Source organism: Plantibacter sp. CFBP 8798, from assembly GCF_014841195.1.
Taxonomy (GTDB): Bacteria; Actinomycetota; Actinomycetes; order Actinomycetales; family Microbacteriaceae; genus Plantibacter; species Plantibacter auratus.
Genome location: NZ_JACYTS010000001.1, coordinates 1,064,774 through 1,090,936 on the forward strand (window position 1 = coordinate 1,064,774; position 26,163 = coordinate 1,090,936).

Sequence of the window (26,163 nt, forward strand, 5' to 3'; positions counted from 1 at the left end):
GGGGTACGCGGCTCCTTCCGGTCATTGAGCTTGTCGAAATGCCCCCGAGGACCCTTCGACACGTCTATGGGCCCCGTGCGCGCAGCTCAGCGATCGAGCGTGATTTCGGGGGGGGGGGGGGGGTGACCGAGGTGGCGCGGCTCGACTGCCCTTCGACAGGCTCAGGGACCGAAAGCGTGCGAGCACAGGCCAGCCCGGTCGCTGAGCTTGTCGAAGTGCCCACGAGGACCCCGTCGACAGGCTCGGGTACCGAATCGGTTCTGGGTACACCTCTCCCGGTCACTGAGCCTGTCGAAGTGCCCACGGGGAACCCTTCGACGGGCTCAGGGACCGGCGGAGGTCAGAACGGGGCGGGGTCCGGTTCCGTTCGATGGTTTTTCCCGTCGGGTGTCGTCCAGTCGAGGACGCCACCGGGTCCGTGGTCGAGGTTCCATCCGGGGAGGTGCTTCATCCGGTGGTGATGTCGGCAGAGACAGGCGAGATTCCCGACATCTGTTGCGCCGCCGTCCTCCCATGCTATGGAGTGGTCGAGGTCGCAGGCTCTGGCTCGTCGCCCGCAGCCCGGTGCCCGACAGGTGCCGTCCCGCAGGCGGACCGCGCGTTGCAGGTCGGCCGGAACCCGGTACTGGTTCCGCCCGACCGACAAGACCGCGCCGGTTTCCGGTTGGACGAGGATCCTGGTGAAGCTTGGTGCGTTCACCGCGATACGTGCAGCGGTTTCCGGATCGATCGGACCGTACCCGTCGAGCGTGGCCGGGGCGTCGCTGGCACCTGCCATGCTGAGCGCCGGGACGGTGATCTGCACGGTGGGCTTGATATGCTCCTGGACCTCGATCGGGTGGGGTAGGACCGGGCTCGACATCACGTCGTCCGGGGTCACGCCGGTGAGCGCGAGCGCCGCAAGGGCATCGGCCTGAAGCTGAGCGCACGTGCGGGTGTCCCCGGCCTGGCGCGATTCGGCGGCGGCTGCTTCGACGCGCTCGACGATGCCCTGCGCGATGGGCGCCGTGGTGAACAAGTGCACCCACGCCATGCCGTCGGCCGCGGGCTCGAACTCGACCCGGCGGTCGGCTTCGGAGCGGACCGCTCGGGCGGTGATCGATTCGGGGTGGAGGCGCTCCCGCAGGACACGAGCGCGCCTGCGAAGATTCGCGTTGGTCGTCTCCTCCGCGACCTGTAGTACCTCAGCGAGGAACACCGCCCGTCCTGCGGTCGGCACGTCACTGAGTTGGTCGATGATCGTCTGCGCGTGCCGGGCCGAGATGCGACCGGCCTCGAGCGACGCCAGCACGGCCGGAGCATCATTCACGAGGCGCTCGGCGTCGTTCGTCGCCCGCTGCACCGTCTGCTCAGGCGTTCGGGTCGCCATCGCGAGGGCTGCGCACGTGGAGCGGCGCGACAGGGCCAGTCGCTCGGCCGGCGGGAACACGGCCGGAACGACCGAGTCGGCGAGCGCGTCGGCGTAGGCCGCGGAACGGGCCAGCAACCGAGCCTCCTCGGCGTCCAGACCAGCACGCCGACGCTGGATGTCCGCGTAGTGATCCGAGAACTCCGCAAGCTGCGCGGCGTGCTCGTCGCTCGCGCGGATCGCTGTGAGGGCGGTTTCGGTCATGAAACAAGTCCATCATGAACCACTGACATTCCAGATGCTGAGTCGGCCCGGTTGTGGAAGTGTCCTCGAGTGCCCTTCGACAGGCTCAGGGAGCGGAGGAGGCATGCCGGATTCGCGGGGTTCTCCCGTGTGCCCTTCGACAAGCTCAGGGACCGGAGGAGGCATGTCGGATTCGCGGGGTTCTCCCGTGTGCCCTTCGACAGGCTCAGGGACCGGAGGAGGCATGCCGGATTCGCGGGGTTCTCCCGTGGGCCCTTCGACAGGCTCAGGGAGCGGAGGAGGCATGCCGGATTCGCGGGGTTCTCCCGTGTGCCCTTCGACAAGCTCAGGGACCGGAGAGGGTTGCTCTGGGTCCGGAAGGAATCCGCGTGCACCTCTTCCGGTCACTGAGCGTGTCGAAGTGCCGACGAGTGCCCTTCGACAGGCTCAGGGACCGAAGGGGCGTTGCCGGGTTCGGCGGGTGTTCCGTGGGCCCGTTGACAGGCTCAGGGAGCGGAGGAGGTTGCCCGGACCGGGTCGGGGCCGCGACGCATCAGCTCGCGCTGTCGTCGGTTTCGAGCTGCAACCAGTCCTCGAAATGCTGGCGCATCGCGCGTCGGGCGGCCTCGGCATCTCGAGCGGCCAGGGCGTCGACGACGGCGTAGTGCACGCTGTCGGTCCGCCGGACGCCGCGCTCGTCCGGCTGCTCCACCTCGATCGCGCGGAGTCGACGCTGCCGGATCGTCTCGCGGAGCACGTGACTGAAGCCCTCGTGCATGAGTCGGAAGATCGGGTCGTCGACGATGGCGTTCAGTCGGCTGTGGAAGTCGACGTCGGCCTCGAGCGCCGCATCGTGATCCCCGGCGAGCGTCGCGGCGATCATGCGGTCGACGTCGGCGCGCAGCACCGCGACCGCCTCGTCGGTGACGAGCCCGGCCGCCGCCTCGGCGACGGTCTCCTCCAGCATCATGCGCGAGCGGGCGAACTGATCGTCGGACAGGTAGCCCAGCTGACGGGAGATGGTGAACCAACTGCGGACGAAGTCGTCGCCCGGAGCGTCGATGGAGGTGCCCCGACCCTGGGTGCGGTGGAGGAAGCCGAGCCGTTCGAGGACTGCGAGCTGTTCGCGAAGGGCGCCGCGGCTCATCTGCAGTGCCTCGCCGAGCTCGCGTTCCGGAGGCAGGCGCCGCGCGGTGGTGCCGGGCTCCGGCGTGGCCAGTTCGACGAGCCTCGCCACGAGCGCCTCGAGCGGCTCCGCCATGCTGCCCCCTCGATTGGTCCGACCAGTGTCGATGGTAGCCGGTGGTGCGGGCCGCCCTTCGACAAGCTCAGGGACCGGATTGGGGCTCGGGGACCGGATTGGGGCTCGGGGACCGGGGTGGTAGGGATCAGGGACCGGGGTGGGGCTCAGGGACCGGGGCGGCACTCAGGGACCTGGGCGGCGCTTCGGGATCCCTCCACCGACGCAACACGCCCGCCCCGACGGATCGGGACGGGCGTGGAGGCGACGTGTGTTTGCTAGACCGCCTGGAGGGCCTGCACGGCGCTCGTGAAGAAGGCGAGACCGTCGACACCGGAGCGCATGGCGAGCGGGGTGTCGGGACCGAAGCCCGGCTCGATCGCGTGCTCGGGGTGCGGCATGAGCCCGACGACGTTGCCGGCCGGGTTCGTGAGGCCGGCGATGTCGTCGAGGGAACCGTTCGGGTTCACGCCCGCGTAGCGGAACGCGACCAGGCCCTCGCCCTCGACGCGTGCCAGGGTCTCGGCGTCGGCGATGTAGCCGCCGTCGGCGTTCTTGAGCGGGATGGTGATCTCCTGCCCCTTCGAGAACTGGTGGGTCCAGGCGGTGTCGGCGTTCTCGACCGTGAGCAGCTGGTCGCGACGGATGAACTGCTGGTGGGCGTTCCGGATGAGGCCGCCGGGCAGCAGGTGCGCCTCGACGAGCATCTGGAAGCCGTTGCAGATCCCGAGGATCGGCATGCCCTTGCCGGCGGCGTCCTTCAGCTCGGTCATGATCGGCGAGACTGCGGCGATCGCGCCGGCGCGGAGGTAGTCGCCGTAGCTGAAGCCACCCGGAAGGATGACGGCGTCGACACCCTGGAGGTCGTGGTCGCCGTGCCAGAGCGCGACGGGCTCGGCACCCGCCATGCGGACCGCGCGCTGGGCGTCGCGGTCGTCGAGCGAACCGGGGAAGGTGATGACACCGATACGGGTTGTCATGCCTCGGAGCCCTCGGGGTAGTGGATGGCCACGACGTCCTCGATCACGGCGTTCGAGAGGATGTCGTCGGCGATCTGCTGCACCGTGGCGCGCGTGGCGTCGGTGATGGGGCCGTCGACCGTGAGCTCGAAGCGCTTGCCGATGCGGACATCGGTGAACTCGCTCTTGCCGAGACGCGCGAGGGCGCCGGCGACGGCCTTGCCCTGGGGGTCCAGCAGTTCGGCTTTCGGCATGACTTCTACGACGATGGTCGGCACGGAGGTCTCTTTCGTTGCGACGCGGCGGGGATGCGAACAGTCTAGCGCCGAGCGCACGACGCCCGTCCGACGAGGTGCGTCGGACGGGCGTCGTGGTCAGCGGGTCATTCCGGGAGGGCGGCGTCCGCTTCGTTCGCGTCGCCGGCGATGCCGCGGGCGAGCGTCTTGTTGCGGAAGAAGTCCGGTCGGAGCTTCGCCTGGATGAGCATGATGACGATGCCCGCCACGATGATGATCATGCCGAGGATGAACACGAGTCCGACACCGCCGATGTTCGACCCGCTGCCGTAGTCGGGGTCGGCGCTCTCGATGATCGTGGTGAAGAAGAGCACGCCCAGGATGAGACCGCCGACGAGCGGGGAGAAGAACTGGAAGAAGAAGTTCCGTGCGCTCGAGAACCACTGCTTCCGGAAGTACCAGACGCACGCGAACGCCGTCAGGCCGTAGTAGAAGCAGATCATCATGCCGAGGGTCGTGATCGTGTCCCAGAGCACGTCCTCGGAGATGAAGCGCATGACCGCGTAGAACACCGACGCGACGACACTCGAGACGATCGTCGCGTAGCCGGGCGTGAAGAACTTCGGGTGCACCTTCGAGAACTTCGGCGACAGCGCGCCGTAGTGCCCCATCGCGAGCAGGGTCCGCGCGGGGGAGACGAACGTCGACTGCAGCGAGGCGGCCGAGGACGACAGCACCGCGATCGACACGAGGATCGCGAGCGGACCGAGGATGGGCCCCGCGAGCGAGAAGAACACGTTGCCCTGGATGTCCTCGTTGCCGAGCCCGAACTCGCCGTCGCCGACGCCCGCGTAGTTGATGAGCGCGACCGACAGGAACAGGTAAAGGACGACGATGATGACGACCGTGGCCGTGGCGGCCTTGCCTGGCGTCGAGCTCGACCCCTTCGTCTCCTCGCTCATCGTCAGCGTGACGTCCCAACCCCAGAAGATGAAGATGGAGAGCGAGAGGCCGGCGGCGAATGCGCTGAACGACCCGACGGCGAACGGGTTGAACCAGTCGAGCGAGATCGGGAGGGCGTCGAACGCGTCCCCGCCCGCGACGTGCGCGAAGGCGACGATGCCGAACAGCACCATCACGAGCAACTGGAAGCCCACGAGCACGTACTGCAGCTTCTGCGTCGTCTGCATGTCGCGATAGGAGATGAGCGTCGCCCCGAGCATGAACGCCAGACAGGTGATGACGTTGATGAACGGGTTCGACGTGAGGCCGGCGATGTCGGGGTTCTGGAAGATCTGCGACAGCATCAGGTAGAAGAAGTCGACCGCGATGCCCGCGAGGTTCGAGAGCACGACGATGGTCGCGGCGATGAGGCCCCAACCGGCCATCCAACCGACCCACGGGCCGAACGCGCGCGTCGCCCAGGTGAACGAGGTGCCGGAGTCCGGCATGCGGCTGTTGAGCTCCCGGTAGCCGAAGGCGACGAGCAGCATCGGGATGAAGCCGACGAGGAAGATGGCCGGCACGTGGGTGCCGACCTCCGCGACGGTCGGACCGAGGGCACCGGTCAGCGTGTACGCCGGGGCGATGCACGAGATGCCGATGACGATCGCGCCGACGAGGCCGACGGTGCCGGCGCCGAGGCCCTTCTTGGAGAGGGCGCCCGTCGCGGTCGTCTCGGGGTGGGCGACGTCGCGCGGCGGGGTGGTTTCGGGAGGAGTCATGTCGGGTCTCCGAGGGTCAGCACGGAGTCGCGGGGCACGACCACCATGGGTACGGGGAGCTCACGCAGCATCTTCGCTGCCGTGGAGCCGAGGAAGAGGTGCTTGGGGGTGGCGAGTCGGCTGGAACCGACGAGCACGATCTCCGCGGGCTTCCACTCGAGGTGCGAGACGGCGTCCTCGATGCGGGTGCCCGAGGCGATCTCGGTGGTCACGTCGATGTCCTTCGGCAGGTGCTCGGTCGCGTAGGCGAGGACTTCCGCCGCGTGAGACTCGGCCCGGGCGGTCGCCTCGGGGTGCTCGGCGCCCTCCGGCTGGTCGAGTGCGACGAGCGAGACCAGGCGGAGCGGGATGACCGCGTTCTTGGCGACGACGATGGCCGCGTCGAGCAGCTGGTGCGCGCCGGCCCGGGTGCCGATCGCGCAGGTGATCCGGCTGACCGTGCCGCCGGTGGGCTGCGCGTCGAGGAGGTCGCGGCTGCCGACCGGAGCGAGGGCGACCGGGACGACCGCCGAGTGCAGGAGCGTGTTCGCGACGCTGCCGAGCGTGAACCGGCCGAGGAGTCCGCCGCGCGCCGCACCGATGATGATGAGCCCGCCCTCGAGGATGCGGGAGGCCTCCAAGAGGCCCTCCGCGAACGACTCGTCGTACACGAGGTGCGTCTTGGCCGTGATGTCGGCTGGGACCGCGTCGAGCGCCTCGGCGAGCCAGCGTTCGGCCGTCTCACGGAGGAACCGTTCGTAGCCGGGATCGGCCGGGGTGATCGTCGGGCGCTCCTCGTTCGCGAGCACGAGGACGATGTCGAGCCGGGCTCCGGTTGTCCGAGCGATCCGGATGCCGAGCGCGAGCGCGTCGCGTCCCGCCGGCGTATCGGTGTAGCCAACGATGTATCTCATCTGGTGTTCGCTTTCGATCGGGTGCGAGCGTGTGATGGCGGTTCCTGCCCTTCGACAAGCTCAGGAACCGCCGGTTAAGGAACCGGGACCAGGATGCACGGCGGTGTGCGGGTGTTTCGTTGGTGCAGGGTATCGACGGGGGTGGCCCTTCGACAAGCTCAGGGACCGGAAGTGATGCTCAGGGACCGGAAGTGGTGCTCAGGGACCGGAGGCGGTGGGCGGGGAGCGGAGCGCCCTTCGACACGCGGTTCCTGAGCTTGTCGAAGGGCAGGGACCGAGGCCCTTCGACAGGCTCAGGAACCGGGAGACGCTTACGCCTGGTGGCGGGCGATGATCGCCTCCGCGGTGTCGGCGCCCTTGCGGATCGCGCCGTCGACGTGCTGGTAGCCCTCGGCGGCGAGGTCGCTCGTCGACCAGTAGATCGGGCCCACCGGCGTCGACTGCATGGCGCCGTAGCGCGACAGCCCGCCGAGGTCGAAGCTCGCCGCGTACGCGCCTCGCGTCCACTCCTCGCTGCCCCAGTCGCTCTCGTAGTAGACGACGGGGGAGAGGGCCTGCTCGCCGTAGTAGTGGGACAGCGAGGTGAGGATCCGCTCGCGGCGCTCCTCGGCGCTCAGCTTGAAGACCTCGTCGGCGCGCTCATCCGAGACGAACCCGACGAGCGTGCCGCGCGGGTCCTCGTGGTTCGTGTTGTCGTAGGCCTCGTGGACGAGCTCGTACGGGCTGAACGCGGTCGCCGACAGGCCGTCTTCGCGCCAGAACGGCGTCTCGTACACGGCGTGGACCTTGATGACGAGCCCGAGCGACATGTGCTGGTGCATCTGGTGGCTGAGGCGCGGCAGCGGCGGCTGGAAGTCGATGCGGGAGTAGAGGTTCGGCGGGACGGCGACGATCGCGTACCGCGCGTTGACCGTCACGCTGTCCGCCTCGGCCGAGACGCCGGCGTCGGACCACTCGAGGCGACGCACGGGCGAGGACAGGTGGACATCGTCGCCGAGGGCCTCGGCGAGCTTGATCGGGACCTGCTGCAGGCCGCCGACGACGCGCTTGTCGAGGATGAAGTCGGCCTCGACGAGGTGGGTGAAGCTGCCGGCGGACGCCGCCATGAGCAGCGCCTGCAGGAGCGAGAAGGAGTGGGAGGGCTTCGTGAGCATCGCGGCGGCGATGAAGAGGGCGATGTTGTCGCGTGCCTCGACGTCGTCCGTCTGCTCGGCGAGCCAGGCGCTCCACGAGATGCGGTCGTACTCCTTCGCCCGGGCGTGCGCCCACGGCTCGGTGACGCCGACCTCCTCCACGAGCTCGTCGAGCAGGGTGATGAGTCGCTCCATCTCGGCCGCGGTCGACTCGGCGACGGGGAAGATGTCGCCAGTGAAGCGGGTGCGCACGCCCTCGGCATTGACGTAGACGCTGTCGCCCTCGCGGTAGCGGGAGTAGGTGTCGAGCCCGAGCTCCTCGAGCGTGGCGAGCAGCGCGGTCTGGTCGGGGGAGACCCACTGGCCGCCCAGCTCGAGCATGGCTCCGTCGATGTGGTTCGTCCAGAGGCGACCACCGACGCGGTCGCGCGCCTCGAGGACGGCGACGGACAGGCCCGCCGCGCGGAGCTTGGTGGCGGCCGTGAGCCCGGAGGCCCCGGCGCCGATGATGACGACGTCGCGTTCGATAGCGCTCATGAGGTGTCTTCCTGTTCGTGGCCCTTCGACAAGCTCAGGGACCGGGGTGGTGCTCGGGTGACCGGGTGGTGCTCGGGGCCGGGTGGTGCTCGGGACTGGGGTGATGCGCTGGTGTCGGGTGGTGCTCGGGACCGGCGCCGATAGTCGAGTATGGCGGATCCGGCGGTCGGATGGAACCGAGGATGGCGAGGTCGCCGGTCGGATCGGCGATCGGCGACGGTTTCCGTTGTGCCGACGGAGGCGGGTCAGCCGATGGGCGTCATGGTGTACTTCGTGTACAGGTACTCGTGGATGCCCTCGAGCCCGCCTTCGCGACCGATACCCGACTGCTTGATGCCACCGAACGGTGCAGCGGCGTTCGAGATGACGCCGACGTTGAGGCCCATCATGCCGGTCTGCAGGCGGCCGATCATGCGCTGTCCGCGGGCGAGGTCGGTGGTGAACACGTAGGAGACGAGCCCGTACTCGGTGTCGTTCGCGAGCCGCACGGCCTCGTCCTCGTCGTCGAACGGCACGATCGCGAGGACCGGGCCGAAGATCTCCTCGCGGAGGATGTCGGACCCCGGCACGACCCCGGTGACGACCGTCGGCTGGAAGAAGGTGCCCGGTCCGTCGACGGCCTCGCCGCCGGTGAGGACCTCGGCGCCGCGCTCGACGGCGTCGCCCACGAGGGTCTTCGCCTTCGTGACCGCGCGGTCGTCGATGAGCGGGCCGATCGTCACGCCGTCCTCGGTGCCACGACCGATGCGGAACGCGTTGACCTTGTCCGTGACGCGCTTCGCGAACTCGTCCGCGACGTCGCGGTGGACGATGAAGCGGTTCGCAGCGGTGCACGCCTGTCCGATGTTGCGGAACTTGGCGGCCATCGCGCCCTCCACGGCCTTGTCGAGGTCGGCATCCTCGAACACGACGAACGGGGCGTTGCCGCCGAGCTCCATCGAGGTGCGGAGGACGTTCTTCGCGGACTGCTCGATGAGCTTCTGACCGACGGCCGTCGAACCCGTGAAGCTCAGCTTGCGGAGCCGCGGGTCGGCGATGATCGGGCCGGACACCGCGGAGGAGCTGGAGGTGGTGATGACGTTCACGACGCCGGCGGGGAGCCCGGCGTCCTCGAGCAGCTTCACGAAGTACAGGGTCGTGAGCGGCGTGAGCTCGGCGGGCTTGACGACGACCGTGCAGCCGGCGGCGAGCGCCGGGGCGATCTTGCGGGTCGCCATCGCGAGGGGGAAGTTCCACGGGGTGATGAGGAAGCACGGGCCGACGGGGTGCTGCGAGACGGTCATCATGCCGGTGCCCTCGGGGTTCGACCCGTAGCGTCCGGAGATGCGGACGGCCTCCTCGGAGAACCAGCGGAGGAACTCACCACCGTAGGTGACCTCGCCGTTCGCCTCGGCGAGCGGCTTGCCCATCTCGAGCGTCATGAGGAGGGCGAACTCCTCGCGACGCTCCTGGAGGAGGTCGAAGGCCTTCCGGAGGATGTTGGAGCGGGTGCGGGGAGCGGTCGCCGCCCACTCGTCCTGTGCTGCGACCGCGGCGTCGAGGGCCGCCGTGCCGTCGGCGACCGAGGCGTCCGCGATCGTCTTGATGACGTCGCCTGTGGACGGGTCGCTCACGTCGAGCGTCCCGCCGTCCGTTGCGTCGCGCCAGACGCCTCCGATGAACAGGCCGTTCGGGACCTTGGCGAGCAGATCGGTTTCACGTGCGTCGGTCATGGGTGGAGCTCCTTGGTGGTGTCGGTGCCGTCGGTCACAGTGTTTCAGCGTGCATGCCCCTCGACAAGCTCGGGGACGACTACATCGGTCCCTGAGCTTGTCGAAGGGCGTGGCGTCAGTTCGCGGCGAGCGCCTCGAGGACGACGTCGAGTCCCTCGTCGAGCAGCTCGAGGGGGATGGTCAGCGGCGGGAGGAAGCGGACCACGTTGCCGTAGGTGCCGCAGGTGAGGACGATGACGCCGGCCTGGTGGGCGGCCTTGGCGACGCGTGCCGTGAGGGCGGCGTCGGGCTCGCCGGTCGCTGGGTCGACGAACTCGACCGCCATCATGGCGCCGCGCCCGCGGATGTCGCCGATGCGGGGGTCGGAGGCCTGCGCCGCGGTGAAGCGGTCGACGATGCGGGTTTCGATCGCCCGGGCCGAGGCTGCGAGGTCCTCCTCCTCGTACGCTTCGATCGCCGCAAGGGCAGCGACACAGGCGAGTGGGTTGCCGCCGTAGGTGCCGCCGAGGCCGCCGGCGTGCGGGGCGTCCATGATGTCCGCGCGTCCGGTGACGGCGGAGAGCGGCAGGCCGCCCGCGATGCCCTTGGCGGTGATGATGAGGTCGGGCACGATGTCGAAGTGCTCGGACGCGAACATCGCACCCGTACGGGCGAAGCCGGTCTGCACCTCGTCGGCGATGAAGACGACGTCGTTCGCGCGGGCCCAGTCGAGCAGTGTCGGCAGGAAGCCGTCCGCCGGGACGATGAAGCCGCCCTCGCCCTGGATGGGTTCGATGATGATCGCCGCGAGGTTGTCTGCGCCGATCTGCTTCTCGATCTGGGTGATCGCGCGTTGTGCCGCTTCGGGGCCGGTCAGTCCTCCGTCGCGGAAGGGATAGGACAACGGAGCGCGGTACACCTCGGAGGCGAAGGGGCCGAAACCGCTCTTGTAGGGCATGGACTTGGCGGTCAGGGCCATCGTCAGGTTCGTGCGGCCGTGGTACGCGTGGTCGAAGGCGACGACCGCCTGCTTCTTCGTGTGGCTGCGGGCGATCTTCACCGCGTTCTCGACCGCTTCGGCGCCCGAGTTGAACAGTGCCGTCCGCTTGGCGTTGTCGCCCGGGGTGAGGCGGTTGAGCGCCTCGGCGACCTCGACGTAGGAGTCGTAGGGGGTGATGGTGAAGCAGGTGTGGGTGAACTCCTGCAGCTGCCGGGTGACGGCCTCGACGACGCGCGGGTTGCTGTTGCCCACGCCGGTCACGGCGATGCCGGATCCGAGGTCGATCAGGGAGTTGCCGTCGACGTCGACGAGAACGCCACCGCCCGCGCCGGCCGCGAACACCGGCATCGTCGTGCCGACGCCGGACGCGACCGCGGCGTGCTTCCGGGCCATGAGTTCCTCGGAGATCGGTCCGGGGATGGCGGTGACCAGGCGACGTTCCTGAGGGAGCGAGGGTCCGCCGAGGATGGAGGGCGCGGGGGCTGCGGTGCTGCTCGTCATCGGTACTCCTTCGGCTGCCGCGTCCGGCGGGGGCGCCGAGGTCGTCCGCGAGCAGTGCACCCAGGCTAGGCAGCGGTCCGCGTCGAGGCAGTCGACAGTCTGTCCATTCGAAGTGCATTGGTTGGACGATCCGGCATCCGTGCGTAGACTCACGCCATGGCACCGACGCTGCAGGACCTCCTCGACCACCGTGCGCTCGGCCTGAAGCTCGTGGTGGCCGGGACCGAGGGCGCGCTCGACCGGCAGGTCGCCTGGGTCTCCGGATCCGACCTCCCGGACCCCACGCCGTTCCTCCTCGCCGACCAGGTGCTGCTCACGACGGGCACGCAGTTCGGGACCGCGGTGTCGACGACGCAGGTCGAGGCGTACGTCGCCCGCCTCGCCGACGCCGGTGTCGCCGGACTGGGGTTCGGCACCGAGGTGATCGCGGCAGGGACGCCGCCGGAACTCGCCGAGGCCTGCGCGGCGCACGGGATGCCGCTCATCGAGGTCCCGTACCGTACGCCGTTCATCGCCGTCATCCGGTACGCGGCCGACCTCCTCACCGAGGCGGCGCGGGCGAGGGACGCCTGGGCCCTCGGAGCCCAGCGCGCCATCGCGTTCGCCGCACTCCGACCCGACGCGACGGCCGCCGTCGTCACCGAACTCGCGCGGTCCCTCGGTGCCTGGGTCGTGCTCTTCGACGCGCATGCGACGCCGGTGGCGATCGCGGGCGACGGGCCCACCGCCGGTCCCGAGACCGAGCGCCTGCTGGAGCGGGTGGCCGGCGAGGCCACCATGCTCCTGAGCCGCGGACAGCGGTCGGGGGCGACGCTCGCGAACCGCAGCCGGACGGTGTCGCTGCAGACCCTCGGCCGGCGCGGGGACCTTCGGGGCGTGCTCGCCATCGCGGGGACCGACGGCCCGTTGGACGCCGCGGCCCAGAGCGTCGTGACCTCCGTCGTCGCCATCGCCGGGCTCACCCTCGAGCAGGGCGGCGCGCTCGGACGGGCGGGGCGCTCGCTGCGCACCGGTGTCTGGCAGCTGCTCCGCGCCGGACAGACCACTGCGGCGCGCGAGGTCGCCGAACAGCTCGGTACCCCGTTGCCGACCGGAGCGGTTCGTGTCGGCGTCTGCTCCGGGCCGACCGAAGGGCGCGAGGCGCTCCTCACCGAGCTGGAACGGGCCGAGACGCTCAGCCCGGGCTCGCTCTTCGTCGCCGAGCAGGACGGACGGCCCGTCCTCCTCCTCGCGGCGGCCGAGGGGGACTCCGAGACGGACGTCGATCGGGCGGTCGAGGCGGTGATCGCGGCGGCCCCCGCTCGGCGGCTCGGCCTCTCCCGAGCCGTCGCGCTCGCCGAACTGACGACGGGGATCGAGCAGGCGGCCTCCGCACACGAGCACGCCGTCTCCGCCGGCGAGGCCGTCGTGCGGTTCGGGGCGCTCGCCGCGGCGGGGATGGCCGGGTTGCTCGACCCCGTCCGCGCCGCTGCCGTGGCCGAGGAACTGCTCGAGCCCGTGCTCCGCGTCGACCGCGAGGAGGGCTCCGACCTCGTGCCGAGCCTCCGCGGCTGGCTCGAGGCGAACGGTCAGTGGGAGCCCGCCGCGCGGCGACTCGGGATCCATCGACACACGCTCCGCAACCGCATCACCCGGGTCGAACAGGTGCTCGGGCGACCCCTCGACACCTTCGCCGCTCGTGCCGAACTCTGGCTTGCGCTGGTCAGCCTGCCGGACGGTGATGCGTTGCGGTCCCGCGCGGCCGTTCTGTAGCCTCGACCGCACGGCGCGCGTGTGCTCCGTGGAACCATGAAGGGGGCAGCGCGCATGAGGATCCGAACGGTGATCGCTCGCGTGCCGGTCACGCTCGCCCTGGTGCTGGTCGTCCTCGTGGCGGGCGTCGTCGGGCGTGGCCTCTGGGAGTCGACCACGGCGCAACCGTGGTGGGAGGCGGTCGCCTACGGCTTACCCGCCTTCGAGGCGGGACGCTGGTGGACTCCTGTCACCGGGACGTTCCTCGTCGTGGAGCCCTGGGCTTACGTGTTCGCGGTGATCGGGTTCGCCTGGGTCGGCCTGCTCGAGTGGTGGCGGGGATCGAAGGTGGCGCTCATCACCTTCGCCGCCGGTCAGCTCGTCGCCGTCCTCGCCACCGCCGGGTTCCTCTGGGCCGCCAGTCAGCTGCCCTGGCCCTGGGCGACGAGCCTCGCCGGGATGCTCGACGTCGGTCCGTCCGGCGGGACGATGGCCTGCTTCGCCGCCTGTGTGTCGCTCTTCGCCTCGCCCTGGCGGCAGCGGGGCTGGATCATCGTCGCGTCCTACGCCGCGATCGGGGTCCTCTTCATCGGCTCGCTCGCGGACCTCGAGCATGCTTTCGCGGTGCTCTTCGTCCTCGCGGTGAACCGTTCCTTCCGCATCCAGCGGGCCAGCGTCCGCGAGCGCCGACTACTCGCGTTCACGACGAGCGTGGCCCTCGGTGTCGTCCAGATCGTCGCCCTGCTCGTGCCGACCAACGGTCCGTTCGGTCCGACCGCCCCGGCGGAGGGGCCGTGGCTGGACGTCGCGCTCGACACGGTCGTGATCATCCTGGTCGCCAACGGCCTGCGGCTCGGTCGCCGCTGGGCATGGGTGCTGAGCGTCGTCTGGGCGATCCTCAACGTCCTGGTCGCGGTCCTGTACCTGGCGCTGTCGCCACTGGATCCCGCCGACCTCCCGATCGACTGGGGCGACACCGACGTGTTCCTGGCGACGTCGGTGCTCTGGCTCGCCTTCCTCGTCTACCTCGTCGCGACCCGCAGCGCGTTCTCGTCCCACCGACGCCGGCAGCTCGGCGTCGGGCGGAAGCAGCAGCAGGACCTGCCCTCGGCGGACGACGCCCGCGCGCTCATCCGGACCGAGGGCGGCGGCTCGCTCTCCTGGATGGCCACATGGGACGGCATGGAGTACTTCCGCACCTCGGTGGGCCTCGTGCCCTACCAGAAGCACGCCGGCGTCGCGATCGTGCTCGCCGACCCGCTCGGCCCGCCGGAGCACCTCCAGGCCAGCGTCGAGGAGTTCGTCCAGGCGGCCGAGCGTGACTCCCTCATCCCGTGCTTCTTCAGTTCCAGCCAGGGGACGAAGGACGCGATGCCCGAGGGATGGCGCGACCTCATCATCGCCGACGACACGATCGTCGACCTCCCGGGTCTCGCGTTCACCGGCAAGGCCTGGTCGAACATCCGCACGGCGCTCAACAAGGCGGAGCGCGAGGGGATGGTCTTCCGGATGAGCACCTACGCCGCCGAGACCTGGGGCGTCCGACAGCAGATCCGCGCCATCTCCGAGGGCTGGGTCGGCGACAAGGGTCTGCCCGAGATGCGGTTCACGCTCGGGACCCTGCAGGAGGCCGACGACCCGGAGGTCCGTCTGGCACTCGCGATCTCACCGGACGGCGACGTCGACGGATTCCTCAGCTGGCTCCCGGTCTTCGGCCCCGACAGCGAGCACCGCGGGTGGACGCTCGACCTCATGCGGCGACGCGAGGAGGGCTTCGGTTCGGTCATGGAGTTCCTCATCGCCTCCTCGGCCAAGGTCTTCGCGGAGGAGGGTGCTCAGATCCTCTCGCTCTCGGGTGCGCCGCTCGCGCACCGGGTGGAGGACGACGAGGGCCGCATCGCGCACCTGCTGGGTCAGCTCAGCGGCATCCTGGAGCCCGTGTACGGCTTCTCGTCCCTCCACCGGTTCAAGCAGAAGTTCAACCCGCGATCGGAGCCGATCTACCTCCTGTATCGCGACGAGGGCGACCTCACGCGGATCGCCGCGGCGCTCACCCGCGCGTTCCTGCCGGACGCGACGCTCCGGCAGTTCGCCGGTGCCGGCATCGACATGCTCAAGCGCGACTGAGCGGAGGCCGACCCTCAGGCGGTGTCGCCGCCCGGGAGGCCGGCGGCGCCGAGGTGCGTCGCGCCGCGGGACCGCGCACGCTGCTCGGCGAGGGCGGCGGCGAACTCCGTCTCCCAGTCGGAAGCGACCTCGATGCCGAGGCGCTCGGCCTCCTCGATGGTCAGCTCCTTCGGGAAGCCGTTCGTGTCGGACAGCCGGAACACGTCGTGTCCCGTCATGACCCGCCCGGTGTACCCCTGGACCATCTGGAGCCCTGCGCCCAGCGTGCGTCGGAACGACTGCTCCTCCTTGACGAGGACGGCGACGACCTCGTCGCGGGCGGCGGCCACCTCCGGGTAGTCGTCGGCGTACAGTCCGGCGATGACGGGCACGATCTCGCCGAAGAAGTTCTCGTGGAGGTCGAGCGAGAGCGCCAGCCGGATCGCGCGTCGGAGCAGACGCCGCATGACGTAGCCCTGCTCCTTGTTCGACGGACGCACGCCGTCCACTGCCAGGAAGGTCGCACCCCGCAGGTGGTCGGCGATGATGCGCATCGCGGCGGTCTCGTCCTCGTAGCGTTTCCCGGTGAGCTCCTGGAGCCGCTCGACGATGGGCCACAGGAGCGAGATGCGGAAGACGTCGTCGGAGTCGATCGACGCGGCGGCGATGCGTTCGAGGCCGCCGCCGAAGTCCACGTTGCGCCGAGCGAGTTCCTCGAACGAGCCGTCCTCGCGTCGGCGGTATTGCATGAAGACCTGGTTGCCGATCTCCATGAACCGTCCGCCGTCGCTCGCGGGATGCGCGAGGCCGTAGGACGGATCCTGGTACTCGGGGCCGAAGTCGTAGAACACCTCGCTGTCGGGGCCGCACGGGTCGCCGATCGGGGTGCCCTCGAGTGACCCGCCGCGGGACCACCAGTTCTCGCCGCCGTCGTAGAAGAAGATCCGTTCTCCCGGCCGAACCCCGCGGGCGTCGCCGTCGGCCTGGGAGCCGATCTCCGCGATCCCGTTGGAGACCCCGCGCTCGGCGAACACGGACGCCCAGATCGCCGCGGCCTCGTCGTCGCGGGGGATGCCGTTCGCGGGATCGCCGATGAAGCAGGTGACGGAGATCCGCTCCGGATCCAGCCCGACGATGTCGACCAGGAAGGTGAAGAACTGCCGGATCTGCGTCTCCTTGAAGTAGTCGCCGAGCGACCAGTTGCCGAGCATCTCGAAGAAGGTGGTGTGCCGGTTGTCGCCGACGTCCTCGATGTCCTGTGCCCGGACGCACGGCTGGCTGTCGGTCAGCCGCCGTCCGTCGGGGTGATCCTCACCGAGGAGGTACGGCAGGAGCGCCTGCATGCCGCTGCCGTTGAACAGGGTGCTCGTGTCTCCCCGCGGGACGAGCGGTGCCCGCTTGATCAGCGCGTGGCCGTTTCGTTCGAGGAAGTCGAGGTAGGCGTTGCGGATCTCGTGGGCGTCCATGCCGACACGATTCCAGCTTTCCGGCCCGAGGGGAAGCCGGTGGGCGCGGCGACCCGACTCAGTCCGCGTCGTGGAGTGATCGCAGGGCGGTCACCACGTCGTCGTGCCAGCGGCGGGCCGCGGGGAGCACGCCGCCGAAGATGGGGGTGTCGTGCGTCGCGCCCAGGTACATCGTCCCGCTCGCGTCGACGCCGTCGGCCCGGAGCGCTGCAAGGTAGGCCGCGCCGTCGCCGCGGAGCGGGTCGTACTCGGCCGTGAGGATCACGGCGCGGGGGAGGTCCGCGTGCGACCGGGCGAGGAGGGGCGACGCGTGCGGCTCCTTCGCCTGACGTCGATCCAGGAGGTAGGTCTTCGCGACGGAACGCAGCTCCTTGATCGCGAAGATCCTCGGGATGCCCATCTCCCGCACGGGACGGAGGTCGATGTGGCCACCGGTCAGGTCCGTGACCGGCACCTCGAGCAGCTGGAGTCGGATGGGCAGCCGGCCGCGTTCGCGGTTCACGAGCGTGAGCGCCGCCGCGATGCTGCCGCCGGCGGACACCCCGGCGACGGCGATCCGCCGCGCGTCGATCCCGAGCGTCGCGGCCTCGGCGAACAACCATTCGAGCGCCGCGTGGGCCTGCTCCAGCTGCGTCGGGTACCGGTGTTCGGGAGCGAGCGCGTAGTCGACGGCGGCGATGACCACGCCGGCGTCGGCCGCCCGACGACGGAACCCCGCGTCGGTCGTCGGGTAGTCGATCCCGCCGATACGGAACGCCCCACCGAAGAAGGACAGGACCGCTGGCACCGCCTGGTCGCCGTCGGCCGTCGGCGGGTGGTAGAGCCGGATCCGGACGTCGGGGAAGCCGGCGACCGGGATCGTGTGCTCCTCGATGCGCAGCTCCGGGCCCGGGACGCCGACGGTCGCGAGCTCCTTCTTGTCCCAGTTCCGCGCCGCCTTGCGGTGCTGTGCGCGCGTCTTCTTGCGGCGGGGTGCGGCGGTGGTTGCCTTCGCCGTCGGGCTCGAGGGCTTCGCCTTCGGTCCGGCGGCCTTCGGGGAGGTCGCCGTCGGGTCTGCCGCGGGAGCGGGCTTCGGGCGCGCGACGGTGGTCGTCTTCGGCCGCAGGAAGAAGGCCTTCGCCTGCTCGAGTGCGGTCGAGATGAGGTAGGCGCGGTGCGTCCGCGCTCGTTCGACGAAGATCGGGTCGAGGGGCAAACGACTCACCTGCCTTGCTGCTCGGATGGGCGGATTCCAGCAGTCTAGGCGGGCTCGGCAGACGACGACCGTGGCTTGCCTGATCGATCCTTCCGCGCGGCTTCACCTCCTGTTCACCGGGAGGCCCGGCCCTGTTCGGGTGCCGCTCGTAGCGTGATCACACGTACGGCACACAGCAGTGCCCGCGTCGGTCACTCGCGGTTCCGCTCCACCGGAGCCACGCGCGGAGCGGGCGGGTGCATCGGTCCTTCTGAAAGGTACGTCCCAGCACATGAAGCTCTCCCTCACCCGCGTCGCTGCGCTCGGCGCCGCCGCCCTCCTCTCGATCGGCCTGGCCGCCTGCTCGAGCGCCAGCGCCAGCGACACCGGTTCCGCCGCGGCCGGGACCTTCGCGGTCGACGACCAGACCCTCGTCTTCGGCGTCGTCCCCGACTCGGTCGACACGCAGACCAACTACCAGCCGCTCATGGACTACATCGCCCAGGAGACCGGCAAGAAGGTCGAGTACCACGAGTCGACCGACTACGCGGCCCTCATCGAGGCGGCCGTGGCCGGCAAGATCGACGTCGCCTCCTTCTCCGGCTTCACCTACGTGACCGCGCTCAACAACGGGGCCAAGATCACGCCGATCTCCTCGATCATCACTGTCAAGGGGCAGGAGCCGGGTTACTACTCCGAGGCGATCGTCCCGAAGGACTCGTCGATCACGAAGATCGAGGAGTTCAAGGGCAAGAAGGTCTGCTTCGTCGACCCGTCCTCGACGTCCGGGTACCTCTTCCCGAGCTACAACCTGCTCGAGGCCGGCATCGACCCCGAGAAGGACATCACCCCGGTCTTCGCCGGCAAGCACGACGTCTCGGTGACGAAGACCGCCGAGGGCGTCGAGTGCGAGGCGGGCTTCGCCGAGGACTCCGAGGTCGAGAAGAACGACGGCGTGAAGGTCATCGACCGCACGATGGTCCCCGGTGCGCCGATCGTCGAGTCCGACTCGCTGCCCGCCGACGTGAAGGAGAAGCTCGAGAAGGCCCTGTCCGAGGTCACGATCGACCAGATCATCGACTCCGGCGTGAAGAGTGCCGACAGCGACGCCTTCCGCGCGACCTTCTACGGCACCTCGCCGGTCGACGACGCGTACTACGACACCATCCGCGACATCTGCAAGAAGACCAACGCCAAGCAGTGCCAGGCCTGATCTGAGTGCCAGTCCCGCCCTTCGACAAGCGTTTCCTGAGCTTGTCGAAGGGCGGGACCGGCCGTCGATGATCCGCAATCCACGAGAGGCAGCAGCCATGAGCGTCACCGAGCAGCAGGCGCATCGCACCGCACCCGACGGAGCGGAACCGCTCGTGCTTCTCCGCGGGGTCACGAAGCGCTTCGACCGGACGGTCGCCCTGCAGCGCGTCGACCTCGACATCCGTCGTGGTGAGATCGTCGTCCTGCTCGGTCTGTCGGGCTCCGGCAAGTCGACGCTCCTCCGTCACCTGGACGGTCTCGAGCGGCCCACCGCCGGGTCCGTCTCGGTCCTCGGCGACGAGGTGCCGGCCCTCGGGCAGCGCGCCCTGCGCCGGCTCCGCGCCCGCGTCGGGTTCGTCTTCCAGCAGTTCGAGCTGGTCCCGTCGCTCACCGTCCTCGAGAACGTCCTGACCGGTTCGCTGGCGGGCGTCCGCGGACCGCGTCTCGGCATCTTCGGCTACGGCCGCACCCTGAAACTCAAGGCCCTCGGCCACCTCGACCGCGTCGGACTCCTCGAGCGCGCCTACCAGCGCGCCGACACCCTCTCCGGCGGACAGCAGCAGCGTGTCGCCATCGCCAGAGCGCTCATGCAGGACCCCGAGATCCTCCTCGCCGACGAGCCCGTCGCCTCCCTCGACCCGGAGTCGAGCGAGCAGGTGATGGCCCTCATCCGCGAGATCGCGATCGACCGCGGGCTCACCGTCGTGTGCAGCCTGCACCAGGTCGACCTCGCGCTCTCCTGGGGCGACCGCATCGTCGGCCTCCGCCACGGCGAGGTGGTCCTCGACACCACGACCGACGGCCTGTCGAAGACCGAGGTGATGGAGATCTACGGCCGGGTCGCGACGAGCACCCGTGAGCTGCAGGCGATCGCGGTTGAGTTGGAGACCGATGAGCTGCTCGGCGACCCCGACGACGACCTCCGCGGCCTACTCGGCGTCGAGGAGCGCGTGGGCGAGGACGAACTGCCCGACGACCCGGAGTGGGAGTTCGACGCCGACGTCGACGGCCGCGAGCCCGACGAGCTCCGTCGACCCGGCAGGACCCGCTGATGGTCGTCACCGCGCCCGCGAAGACGGCACCGCCCGCCGGCCGCCCGCCAGGACTCTCCGGACCCGTCCCGGTCGGTCGGCTCCGCCCGCAGACGATCGCCGCCGTGCTCACGCTCGTCGCGCTGCTCGCGTTCTCGGTCTACTCGCTCCTCGAGGTCGGGATCTCGATCCCGAACATGGTGGCGAGCTGGGGCAACGCGGTCAACTTCTTCAACCGGGTGGGCACGATCACGTTCCCGCCGCCCGGGGAACTGCTGTCGCTCACCGCCCTGACCCTGGGGATCGTGATCTCCGGCACCGTCCTCGCTGCGGTGCTCTCGATCCCGGTCGCGTACCTCGCAGCCGCCAACACGACCCCGGGACCGGCCTGGCGCGCGGTCGGTCGGTTCGTCGGCGTGCTCAGCCGTGCCGTGCCGGACGTCGTCATCGCGATGATCCTCGTGCTCATGTTCTCGCTCGGCTCGCTGCCCGGCATCATCGCGATCGGGCTGCACTCCGTCGGCATGATCTCGAAGCTCTTCGCGGACGCGATCGAGCAGGTCGACGAAGGGCCGCGACTCGCGATCCGGGCGGCCGGCGGCTCGAAGCTGCAGGAGTTCACCTCGGGTGTCCTGCCGCAGGTCCTGCCGTCCTGGGTGGCAACGGTCCTCCACCGCGGCGACATCAACCTGCGCGGTTCGGTCCTGCTCGGCTACGTCGGCGTCCTCGGCCTCGGCCGTGAACTGTCGCTCGCGTTCAAATCGCTCGACTACTCGCTCGGCATCGGACTCGCGATCGTCATCTTCGCGCTGTGCGTCGTCATGGAGATCGTGTCGAGCACCGTGCGGACCGTGATGCTCGGGGTGCAGCCGACCGGACGCGGACTCGGTGACCGCGTCGTGCGTCGGGTGGCCGCGGGCCGGGAGGCACGTCGCGTGGCGAGCGGGAGCAGCCTGACGGTCGCCACTCCGAGCGCCGAATCCCGGATCGCCGCTGCAGCGAAGCGCCCCTGGACGCCGGCCCGCGTCCGCGACACCGTCGGTGCCTGGCTCGCCGTGGCGGTCGTGGTCTGGGGCGTCGTCGTGTCCGACATCCAATGGGGCGACCTCGTGACGTTCTGGGCGAAGGCCCCCGACGTCCTCGTCCGACTCTGGCCGCCGTCGTTCGGCATGCGCACGACGGAGCAGATGGTCGAGGCGATGTTCGAGACCGTCGCGATCGCCTTCGCGGCGACCCTCATCGCCCTCGTCTGCTCGATCGTCATCGGGTCCCTCGCCGCTCGGAACGTCGCCCCGAACCGCGGTGTCCGCACCGGCGCCCGGTTCGCGCTCGTCGGCATCCGCGGCATCCCGGAGCTCATCCTCGCGATCCTCCTCATCGTCGTCACCGGGCTCGGTGCCCAGGCGGGGACGCTCGCGCTCGGCATCTGCGGGATCGGCCTCCTCGGCAAGCTCATCGCGGACTCCTTCGAGGAGGTCGCGCCCGGACCGGAACGCGCGCTGACCGCCGTCGGTGCGACGCGACCGCAGGTCTACGCCGCCGCGACGCTCCCGCAGGGTGCCCGCGCACTGGTCGGGCACACCTTCTACACGCTCGACACGAACATCCGCGCCGCGACCATGCTCGGCATCGTCGGCGGAGGCGGCATCGGCTACTACCTGATCCAGGCGGACCAGGGCGGGAACTACGACCAGGTCACGGCCATCGTGCTGATGATCCTCGCGGTCGTCCTCGTCGTCGAGGGCATCGCCATGTGGATGCGGAGGGTGTTCTCGTGAACGGACGACGGATGAGCGGCGGGATGTCGGCAGCGCGGGTCGGCCTCGGTGTCGGCTCGCTCGGTGCCTCGGCCGATCGCGCGGACGTCGTGATCGTCGGAGCCGGCATCGTCGGACTGTCCGCGGCGCTCGCCGCCGTGGACGCCGGTGCCGAGGTCGTGGTCGTGGAACGCTCCGCCGAAGCCCAGGGTGCGTCGGTCCGCAACTTCGGCCATCTGGCCGCGACGCCGCAGGCCGGGCTCGCCGCTCGCCTCGCCGCGCGTTCGGCCGAGATCTGGCAGCGACTCGAGCAGGACGCGGGGCTGTGGGTCCGGCGCTCGGGCACGCACGTGGTCGCCCGGCACCTCGACGAGCTGCGCGTCCTCGAGGACTTCGCGGCGTCCCGTGCCCAGGCGGGAGCTGCGGCCGACGTCCGCCTGTACGACGCGGCCGAGTTCCTGCAGCAGGTGCCGGTCAGTGCCGACGACGTGGTGGGCGGCGCCTGGCTGCCGCGCGACCTCCAGGTGAACCCGCGCCAGGCGCTGGGCGCCGTCACGGCGTACCTGGAACGCCGCGGTGTCGAGTTCCGACGCCGGACGACCGTGACCGGACTGCGCTCCGGCTTCGTCGACACCAGCCGCGGCGTCATCGCCGCAGGCCTCACCGTGGTCGCGGTGAACCACGACATCGACACGCTCCTCCCCGAGCTGGCCGAACGGGCGGTCGTCCGTCGATGCGCGCTCGACATGGTCCGGGTGCGCGCCGAGCTCCCGATGCCGATGCCGGCGCCGCTCCTGACCGGGTGGTCGCTCCTGCGCTACGCGGGATTCGCCGACTCGCCCGCCATCCCGGCCCTCCGGGAGCGCCTGCAGCAGGACCACCCCGGGCTCGCCTCGCTCGACGTCAACCTCATGGCGACCCAGTTGCCGGACGGCTCGATCATCCTCGGCGACACCCACAGCCGCGGCGAGGCGGTCTCCCCGTTCCAGTCCGAGCACGCCTTCGACGAACTCCTGCGGGCCGGCAGCACGCTGTTCGGGACCAGGCTCGACGTCCTCGAACGCTGGCAGGGCGTCTACGCCACCGCTCCGGAGGAGTTGCTCATCGACGAACCGACCCCGGGCGTCCGCGTGGTCGCCGCGACCACGGGCATCGGGATGACCACCGGACCCGCGCTCGGCGAGCTGGCCGTCGCCGAGCACCTCGGCCCGACCTTCTCGCCGGCGCAGCCGACCAGCATCCGTGCCGCATCAGCCCACCTTCAGAAAGGCCTCTCGTGACCAGCATCGATCGACCCCAGCAGGACAGCACCGCGGCGCCCGACCTCGGCGACGACGTGGAGACCGACCTCGACGAGCTGGAGGACGGGCTCGACGACGCGCACGAGGACGACCTCCTGCTCGAACTGGTGGTCCTCGACCTCGCCGGGACGACGGTCTCGGATGACGGTGTCGTCGAGGACGCCTTCCGCGTCGCCGCCGAGACGATCGGCATCGACACCGAGGACGCGCTCGACGCGGCCATCGAGCTCGTCCGCGACACGATGGGTCAGTCGAAGCTCGACGTGTTCCTCATGCTGACCGACGGCGACGAGGCTCGAGCCGCTTCCGGCAACGCCGCCTTCGAAGAGGCCTACGAGCGCCTCGTCGGCGAGGGGCGCGTCGAGGCGATCCCCGGAGCCGAGGACACGGTTCGGCGGCTCCGCGAGCTCGGCGTGGGGGTCGTGTTCACCACCGGGTTCGCCCCGGCCACGCGCGACGCACTCCTCGCGAGCCTCGGGTGGTCCGAGCTCGCCGACGACGCCCTGTCACCCGCCGACGCCGGCCGAGGGCGTCCAGCACCGGATCTGCCGCTGACGGCGCTCCTCCGGTTCGGCGCGAGCGCCGTCGACACCGTCGTCGTCGTCGGCGACACGGCCAGCGACATGCTGTCCGGGGTGAACGCCGGCGCGGGGCTCGTCGTCGGGGTGCTCACCGGAGCACACGACGAGGAGACGCTGCTCGCGGCGGGCGCCGACGAGATCATCACGAGCATCGCCGAGCTGCCTGCGCTCCTCGGTCTCGACTGAACGACCGACCGGGGGAACCATGCACACGACGCTCACCGCGCACGCGGGCAACGACGTCTTCATCAGACCGTCGCCGATCGCGATGGTCTGGCAGGGGCCTGGGCACCCGCACCAGGCGATGGCGGTGCCCGGGGTGACGCTCGGGCCGGGGGACGTCCTCGTCGAGGTGGAACTGGCGACCGTGTGCGGCTCCGACGTGCACACCGTCCTCGGGCACCGTGACGCCGCCACACCGCTCGTCCTCGGGCACGAACAGGTGGGACGCGTCGTGGCGGTCGGGGGACCGGTCACGGCGGTGGACGGGACCGTCCTCGTCGCGGGGATGCGGGTCGTGTGGTCGGTCGTCGTGAGCTGCGGCGTCTGCGACCGCTGCTCCGCCGGCCTGGAGCAGAAGTGCCGCCGGCTCGCGAAGTACGGTCACGACCGGGTGCACCGCGGGTGGGAGTTGAGCGGTGGGTTCGCGACCCACGTCGAACTCCTCGAGGGCACGGCCATCGTCATCGTGGGGGAGACGCCGCCCGCCGCCGTCTTCGCGCCGGCGTCCTGCGCGACGGCCACCGCGATCGCCGCACTGGATGCGGCCGGGCACGACCTGCCCGGCACAGCGGTGCTCGTGACCGGCGCCGGGATGCTCGGGCTGACGGTCGCGGCCATCGCGACCGACGCCGGCGCGCGCGTCGTCGTGAGCGATCCGGACCCAGCCCGCCGGCTGCTCGCCGGTCGTTTCGGTGCCATCGCGACGGTCGACCCCACGATCGGCGACGCCGAGCACCTCGACGCCGCCCACCTCGCGGCGGGCGTCGAGGGCTTCCCGGTGGCCATCGAGATGTCCGGCGACGCCCGTGCCGTGGACGCCGCCATCGCGTCGCTGTCGATCGGTGGAACGGCTGTCCTCGTCGGCAGTGTGTCGCCCGGTGCGCCGCTCGGCATCGACGCCGAACGCATCGTCCGACGCCTCCTCACGGTGCGCGGAGCACACAACTACCGACCGCGGGATCTGTCGCGCGCGGTCGACTTCCTCACCGGTGCGTGGCGTCGATATCCGTTCGCCGAACTCGTCGGTCCGGAGTTCCCCCTGCAGGACGTCGACGACGCGCTCGTCGCAGCTGCATCGGGCGCGTTCCCGCGCGTCGGGGTCCGACCCTGAACGGACGACGGGGTGTGCTTCGTCCAGGCGCGGATCGTCCGACGAGCCCGGCGGGGTTCGGCCGACGGCTCGGCGACGGCACCCAGGACGGCGTGACCCCTTCGAGCGCCCCCATTCCGGGGGTCACGACGGCCGATCCACCGCGGATTTCCGCCGATCTCGACTCGTGAATCCTGCCGCATGACCCACCTTGTGGGGTATCCTCGGGCCATGACGGTCACGACTCGCCACCCCGGGGTGGTCCGTGTCGGTGGTCGCCTCATGGTCGTGGATCCCTTCGCGGAACGAGGCGGGCTCACCGAGGGTCAGCAGCGCGGCCACCAGCTGCGGCGGAGGATCACCCTCCTGCTCGGTGCCTTCCTCCTGCTCACGGGCTTCGTCATCGGTGCGACGGTGGGCGTGCTCGTCGAGTGGTCGATCGTCCACGACGAACGCTCGTCCGTGTCGCTCCCCGGCTTCGACCCGGAGTGGTCGCCCGGACTCGACGTCGTCGGCGCCCTGCTCGGTGCGATCCTCGTCGCCGTCTTCCTGCTCGTGTCGGCCGAACGACGCAACCGTCGTCGTCGCCTGGACGGCGGGCACCAGCCGTCGCGGTGGATCGACCCGCTCAATGATCACCTCATCGGGCTGAGCGACGACCTCCCGTGGACCTCGCTGTGGACGCTGACGCGCATGTACGCCACCGCGGAGCGCCTGCAGCGCGAGCTCGTAGAACGCAGCGGCACCCGCAGCGAGGTGGGCAGTGACGATTCCTGCGATCTCGTCGAGGCGCGGCTCGCGGCCGACGATGCACGCGACGCACTCGAGAAGACGGCCACGCTCATGGGCGTCATCGTGCCGGAAGGGCCGCTGCCCGATGCGCAGGCCATCCTGGCCGACAGCGCTCGGCTCCGCGCCCGTCGGAAGACGAGCTGACCGGCACCT

Annotated in this window: 21 protein-coding genes; 10 read left to right on the plus strand and 11 right to left on the minus strand. The window is 70.3% G+C overall.

What is annotated here, in order from left to right; translation table 11 throughout:
• Nucleotides 1-340 precede the first annotated feature (340 nt).
• A complete protein-coding gene (locus IFU30_RS05095; RefSeq protein WP_192004520.1) occupies nucleotides 341-1,612 on the minus strand; it encodes an HNH endonuclease signature motif containing protein in 1,272 nt (423 codons plus the stop codon).
• Nucleotides 1,613-1,681: 69 nt separating this feature from the next.
• Here IFU30_RS05095 and IFU30_RS05100 point away from each other — a divergent pair, with 69 nt between their 5' ends.
• On the plus strand, nucleotides 1,682-2,002 hold the full coding sequence (locus tag IFU30_RS05100; protein WP_192004521.1) for a hypothetical protein: 321 nt from the start codon (nucleotides 1,682-1,684) through the stop codon (nucleotides 2,000-2,002).
• Nucleotides 2,003-2,144: 142 nt separating this feature from the next.
• Here IFU30_RS05100 and IFU30_RS05105 read toward each other — a convergent pair whose 3' ends face one another.
• The 8 genes from IFU30_RS05105 to gabT form a co-directional block, all read right to left on the minus strand.
• Nucleotides 2,145-2,852 (minus strand): FadR/GntR family transcriptional regulator, encoded by a 708-nt coding sequence (locus IFU30_RS05105; protein WP_192004522.1) that lies wholly within the window; start codon nucleotides 2,850-2,852, stop codon nucleotides 2,145-2,147.
• A 257-nt stretch (nucleotides 2,853-3,109) separates the two neighbouring features.
• Nucleotides 3,110-3,811: a phosphoribosylformylglycinamidine synthase subunit PurQ gene (purQ, locus tag IFU30_RS05110; RefSeq protein WP_064294181.1), complete on the minus strand. Its 702-nt coding sequence runs from the start codon at nucleotides 3,809-3,811 to the stop codon at nucleotides 3,110-3,112.
• Nucleotides 3,808-4,068, minus strand: coding sequence for a phosphoribosylformylglycinamidine synthase subunit PurS (purS, locus tag IFU30_RS05115; protein WP_064294182.1), 261 nt, complete (start codon nucleotides 4,066-4,068; stop codon nucleotides 3,808-3,810). The genes purQ and purS overlap by 4 nt, the downstream gene beginning before the upstream one ends.
• Nucleotides 4,069-4,172: 104 nt before the next feature.
• The gene (locus IFU30_RS05120) at nucleotides 4,173-5,750 is read right to left on the minus strand and encodes an APC family permease (RefSeq protein ID WP_079705048.1); all 1,578 of its coding nucleotides are present in this window, start codon (nucleotides 5,748-5,750) and stop codon (nucleotides 4,173-4,175) included.
• Nucleotides 5,747-6,643: a universal stress protein gene (locus IFU30_RS05125; RefSeq protein ID WP_086474644.1), complete on the minus strand. Its 897-nt coding sequence runs from the start codon at nucleotides 6,641-6,643 to the stop codon at nucleotides 5,747-5,749. Before IFU30_RS05125 ends, IFU30_RS05120 begins: the two co-directional genes overlap by 4 nt.
• Nucleotides 6,644-6,954: 311 nt before the next feature.
• A complete protein-coding gene (locus IFU30_RS05130; protein ID WP_192004523.1) occupies nucleotides 6,955-8,313 on the minus strand; it encodes a flavin monoamine oxidase family protein in 1,359 nt (452 codons plus the stop codon).
• Nucleotides 8,314-8,558: 245 nt separating this feature from the next.
• Nucleotides 8,559-10,025: an NAD-dependent succinate-semialdehyde dehydrogenase gene (locus IFU30_RS05135; RefSeq protein WP_192004524.1), complete on the minus strand. Its 1,467-nt coding sequence runs from the start codon at nucleotides 10,023-10,025 to the stop codon at nucleotides 8,559-8,561.
• 115 nt (nucleotides 10,026-10,140) lie between these two features.
• Complete coding sequence (gabT, locus tag IFU30_RS05140; protein ID WP_192004525.1) at nucleotides 10,141-11,505, minus strand: 4-aminobutyrate--2-oxoglutarate transaminase; 1,365 nt, start codon at nucleotides 11,503-11,505, stop codon at nucleotides 10,141-10,143.
• Between the two features lie 156 nt (nucleotides 11,506-11,661).
• On the opposite strand from gabT, the gene IFU30_RS05145 reads away from it, so the two are divergent.
• Complete coding sequence (locus tag IFU30_RS05145) at nucleotides 11,662-13,257, plus strand: PucR family transcriptional regulator (RefSeq protein ID WP_192004526.1); 1,596 nt, start codon at nucleotides 11,662-11,664, stop codon at nucleotides 13,255-13,257.
• Between the two features lie 54 nt (nucleotides 13,258-13,311).
• Nucleotides 13,312-15,363 carry a bifunctional lysylphosphatidylglycerol flippase/synthetase MprF gene (locus tag IFU30_RS05150; protein WP_249404636.1) on the plus strand — a complete coding sequence of 684 codons (2,052 nt, stop codon included), beginning with the start codon at nucleotides 13,312-13,314 and terminating at the stop codon, nucleotides 15,361-15,363.
• Between the two features lie 14 nt (nucleotides 15,364-15,377).
• On the opposite strand, the gene IFU30_RS05155 is transcribed toward IFU30_RS05150, so the two are convergent.
• Both IFU30_RS05155 and IFU30_RS05160 read right to left on the minus strand, forming a co-directional pair.
• A complete protein-coding gene (locus IFU30_RS05155) occupies nucleotides 15,378-16,808 on the minus strand; it encodes an alanine--tRNA ligase-related protein (protein ID WP_192004528.1) in 1,431 nt (476 codons plus the stop codon).
• 58 nt (nucleotides 16,809-16,866) lie between these two features.
• Nucleotides 16,867-18,012, minus strand: coding sequence for an alpha/beta hydrolase (locus tag IFU30_RS05160; RefSeq protein ID WP_342450804.1), 1,146 nt, complete (start codon nucleotides 18,010-18,012; stop codon nucleotides 16,867-16,869).
• 262 nt (nucleotides 18,013-18,274) lie between these two features.
• Here IFU30_RS05160 and IFU30_RS05165 point away from each other — a divergent pair, with 262 nt between their 5' ends.
• The 7 genes from IFU30_RS05165 to IFU30_RS05195 all read left to right on the plus strand — a co-directional run bounded on the left by IFU30_RS05165 (nucleotide 18,275) and on the right by IFU30_RS05195 (nucleotide 26,154).
• Entirely contained in the window at nucleotides 18,275-19,195 is a 921-nt protein-coding gene (locus IFU30_RS05165; protein ID WP_192004529.1) for a phosphate/phosphite/phosphonate ABC transporter substrate-binding protein, read from the plus strand.
• A 97-nt stretch (nucleotides 19,196-19,292) separates the two neighbouring features.
• A complete protein-coding gene (gene phnC, locus IFU30_RS05170; protein WP_192004530.1) occupies nucleotides 19,293-20,288 on the plus strand; it encodes a phosphonate ABC transporter ATP-binding protein in 996 nt (331 codons plus the stop codon).
• Complete coding sequence (gene phnE / locus IFU30_RS05175; protein ID WP_192004531.1) at nucleotides 20,288-22,045, plus strand: phosphonate ABC transporter, permease protein PhnE; 1,758 nt, start codon at nucleotides 20,288-20,290, stop codon at nucleotides 22,043-22,045. The genes phnC and phnE overlap by 1 nt, the downstream gene beginning before the upstream one ends.
• Nucleotides 22,042-23,304, plus strand: a complete 1,263-nt coding sequence (locus IFU30_RS05180) for a TIGR03364 family FAD-dependent oxidoreductase (protein WP_342450805.1) — start codon at nucleotides 22,042-22,044, stop codon at nucleotides 23,302-23,304. Before phnE ends, IFU30_RS05180 begins: the two co-directional genes overlap by 4 nt.
• The gene (locus IFU30_RS05185; protein WP_342450806.1) at nucleotides 23,301-24,092 is read left to right on the plus strand and encodes an HAD family hydrolase; all 792 of its coding nucleotides are present in this window, start codon (nucleotides 23,301-23,303) and stop codon (nucleotides 24,090-24,092) included. The genes IFU30_RS05180 and IFU30_RS05185 overlap by 4 nt, the downstream gene beginning before the upstream one ends.
• Before the next feature lie 19 nt (nucleotides 24,093-24,111).
• Nucleotides 24,112-25,239, plus strand: a complete 1,128-nt coding sequence (locus IFU30_RS05190) for a zinc-binding dehydrogenase (protein WP_192004532.1) — start codon at nucleotides 24,112-24,114, stop codon at nucleotides 25,237-25,239.
• A 210-nt stretch (nucleotides 25,240-25,449) separates the two neighbouring features.
• Complete coding sequence (locus IFU30_RS05195) at nucleotides 25,450-26,154, plus strand: hypothetical protein (protein ID WP_192004533.1); 705 nt, start codon at nucleotides 25,450-25,452, stop codon at nucleotides 26,152-26,154.
• Nucleotides 26,155-26,163: the final 9 nt, after the last annotated feature.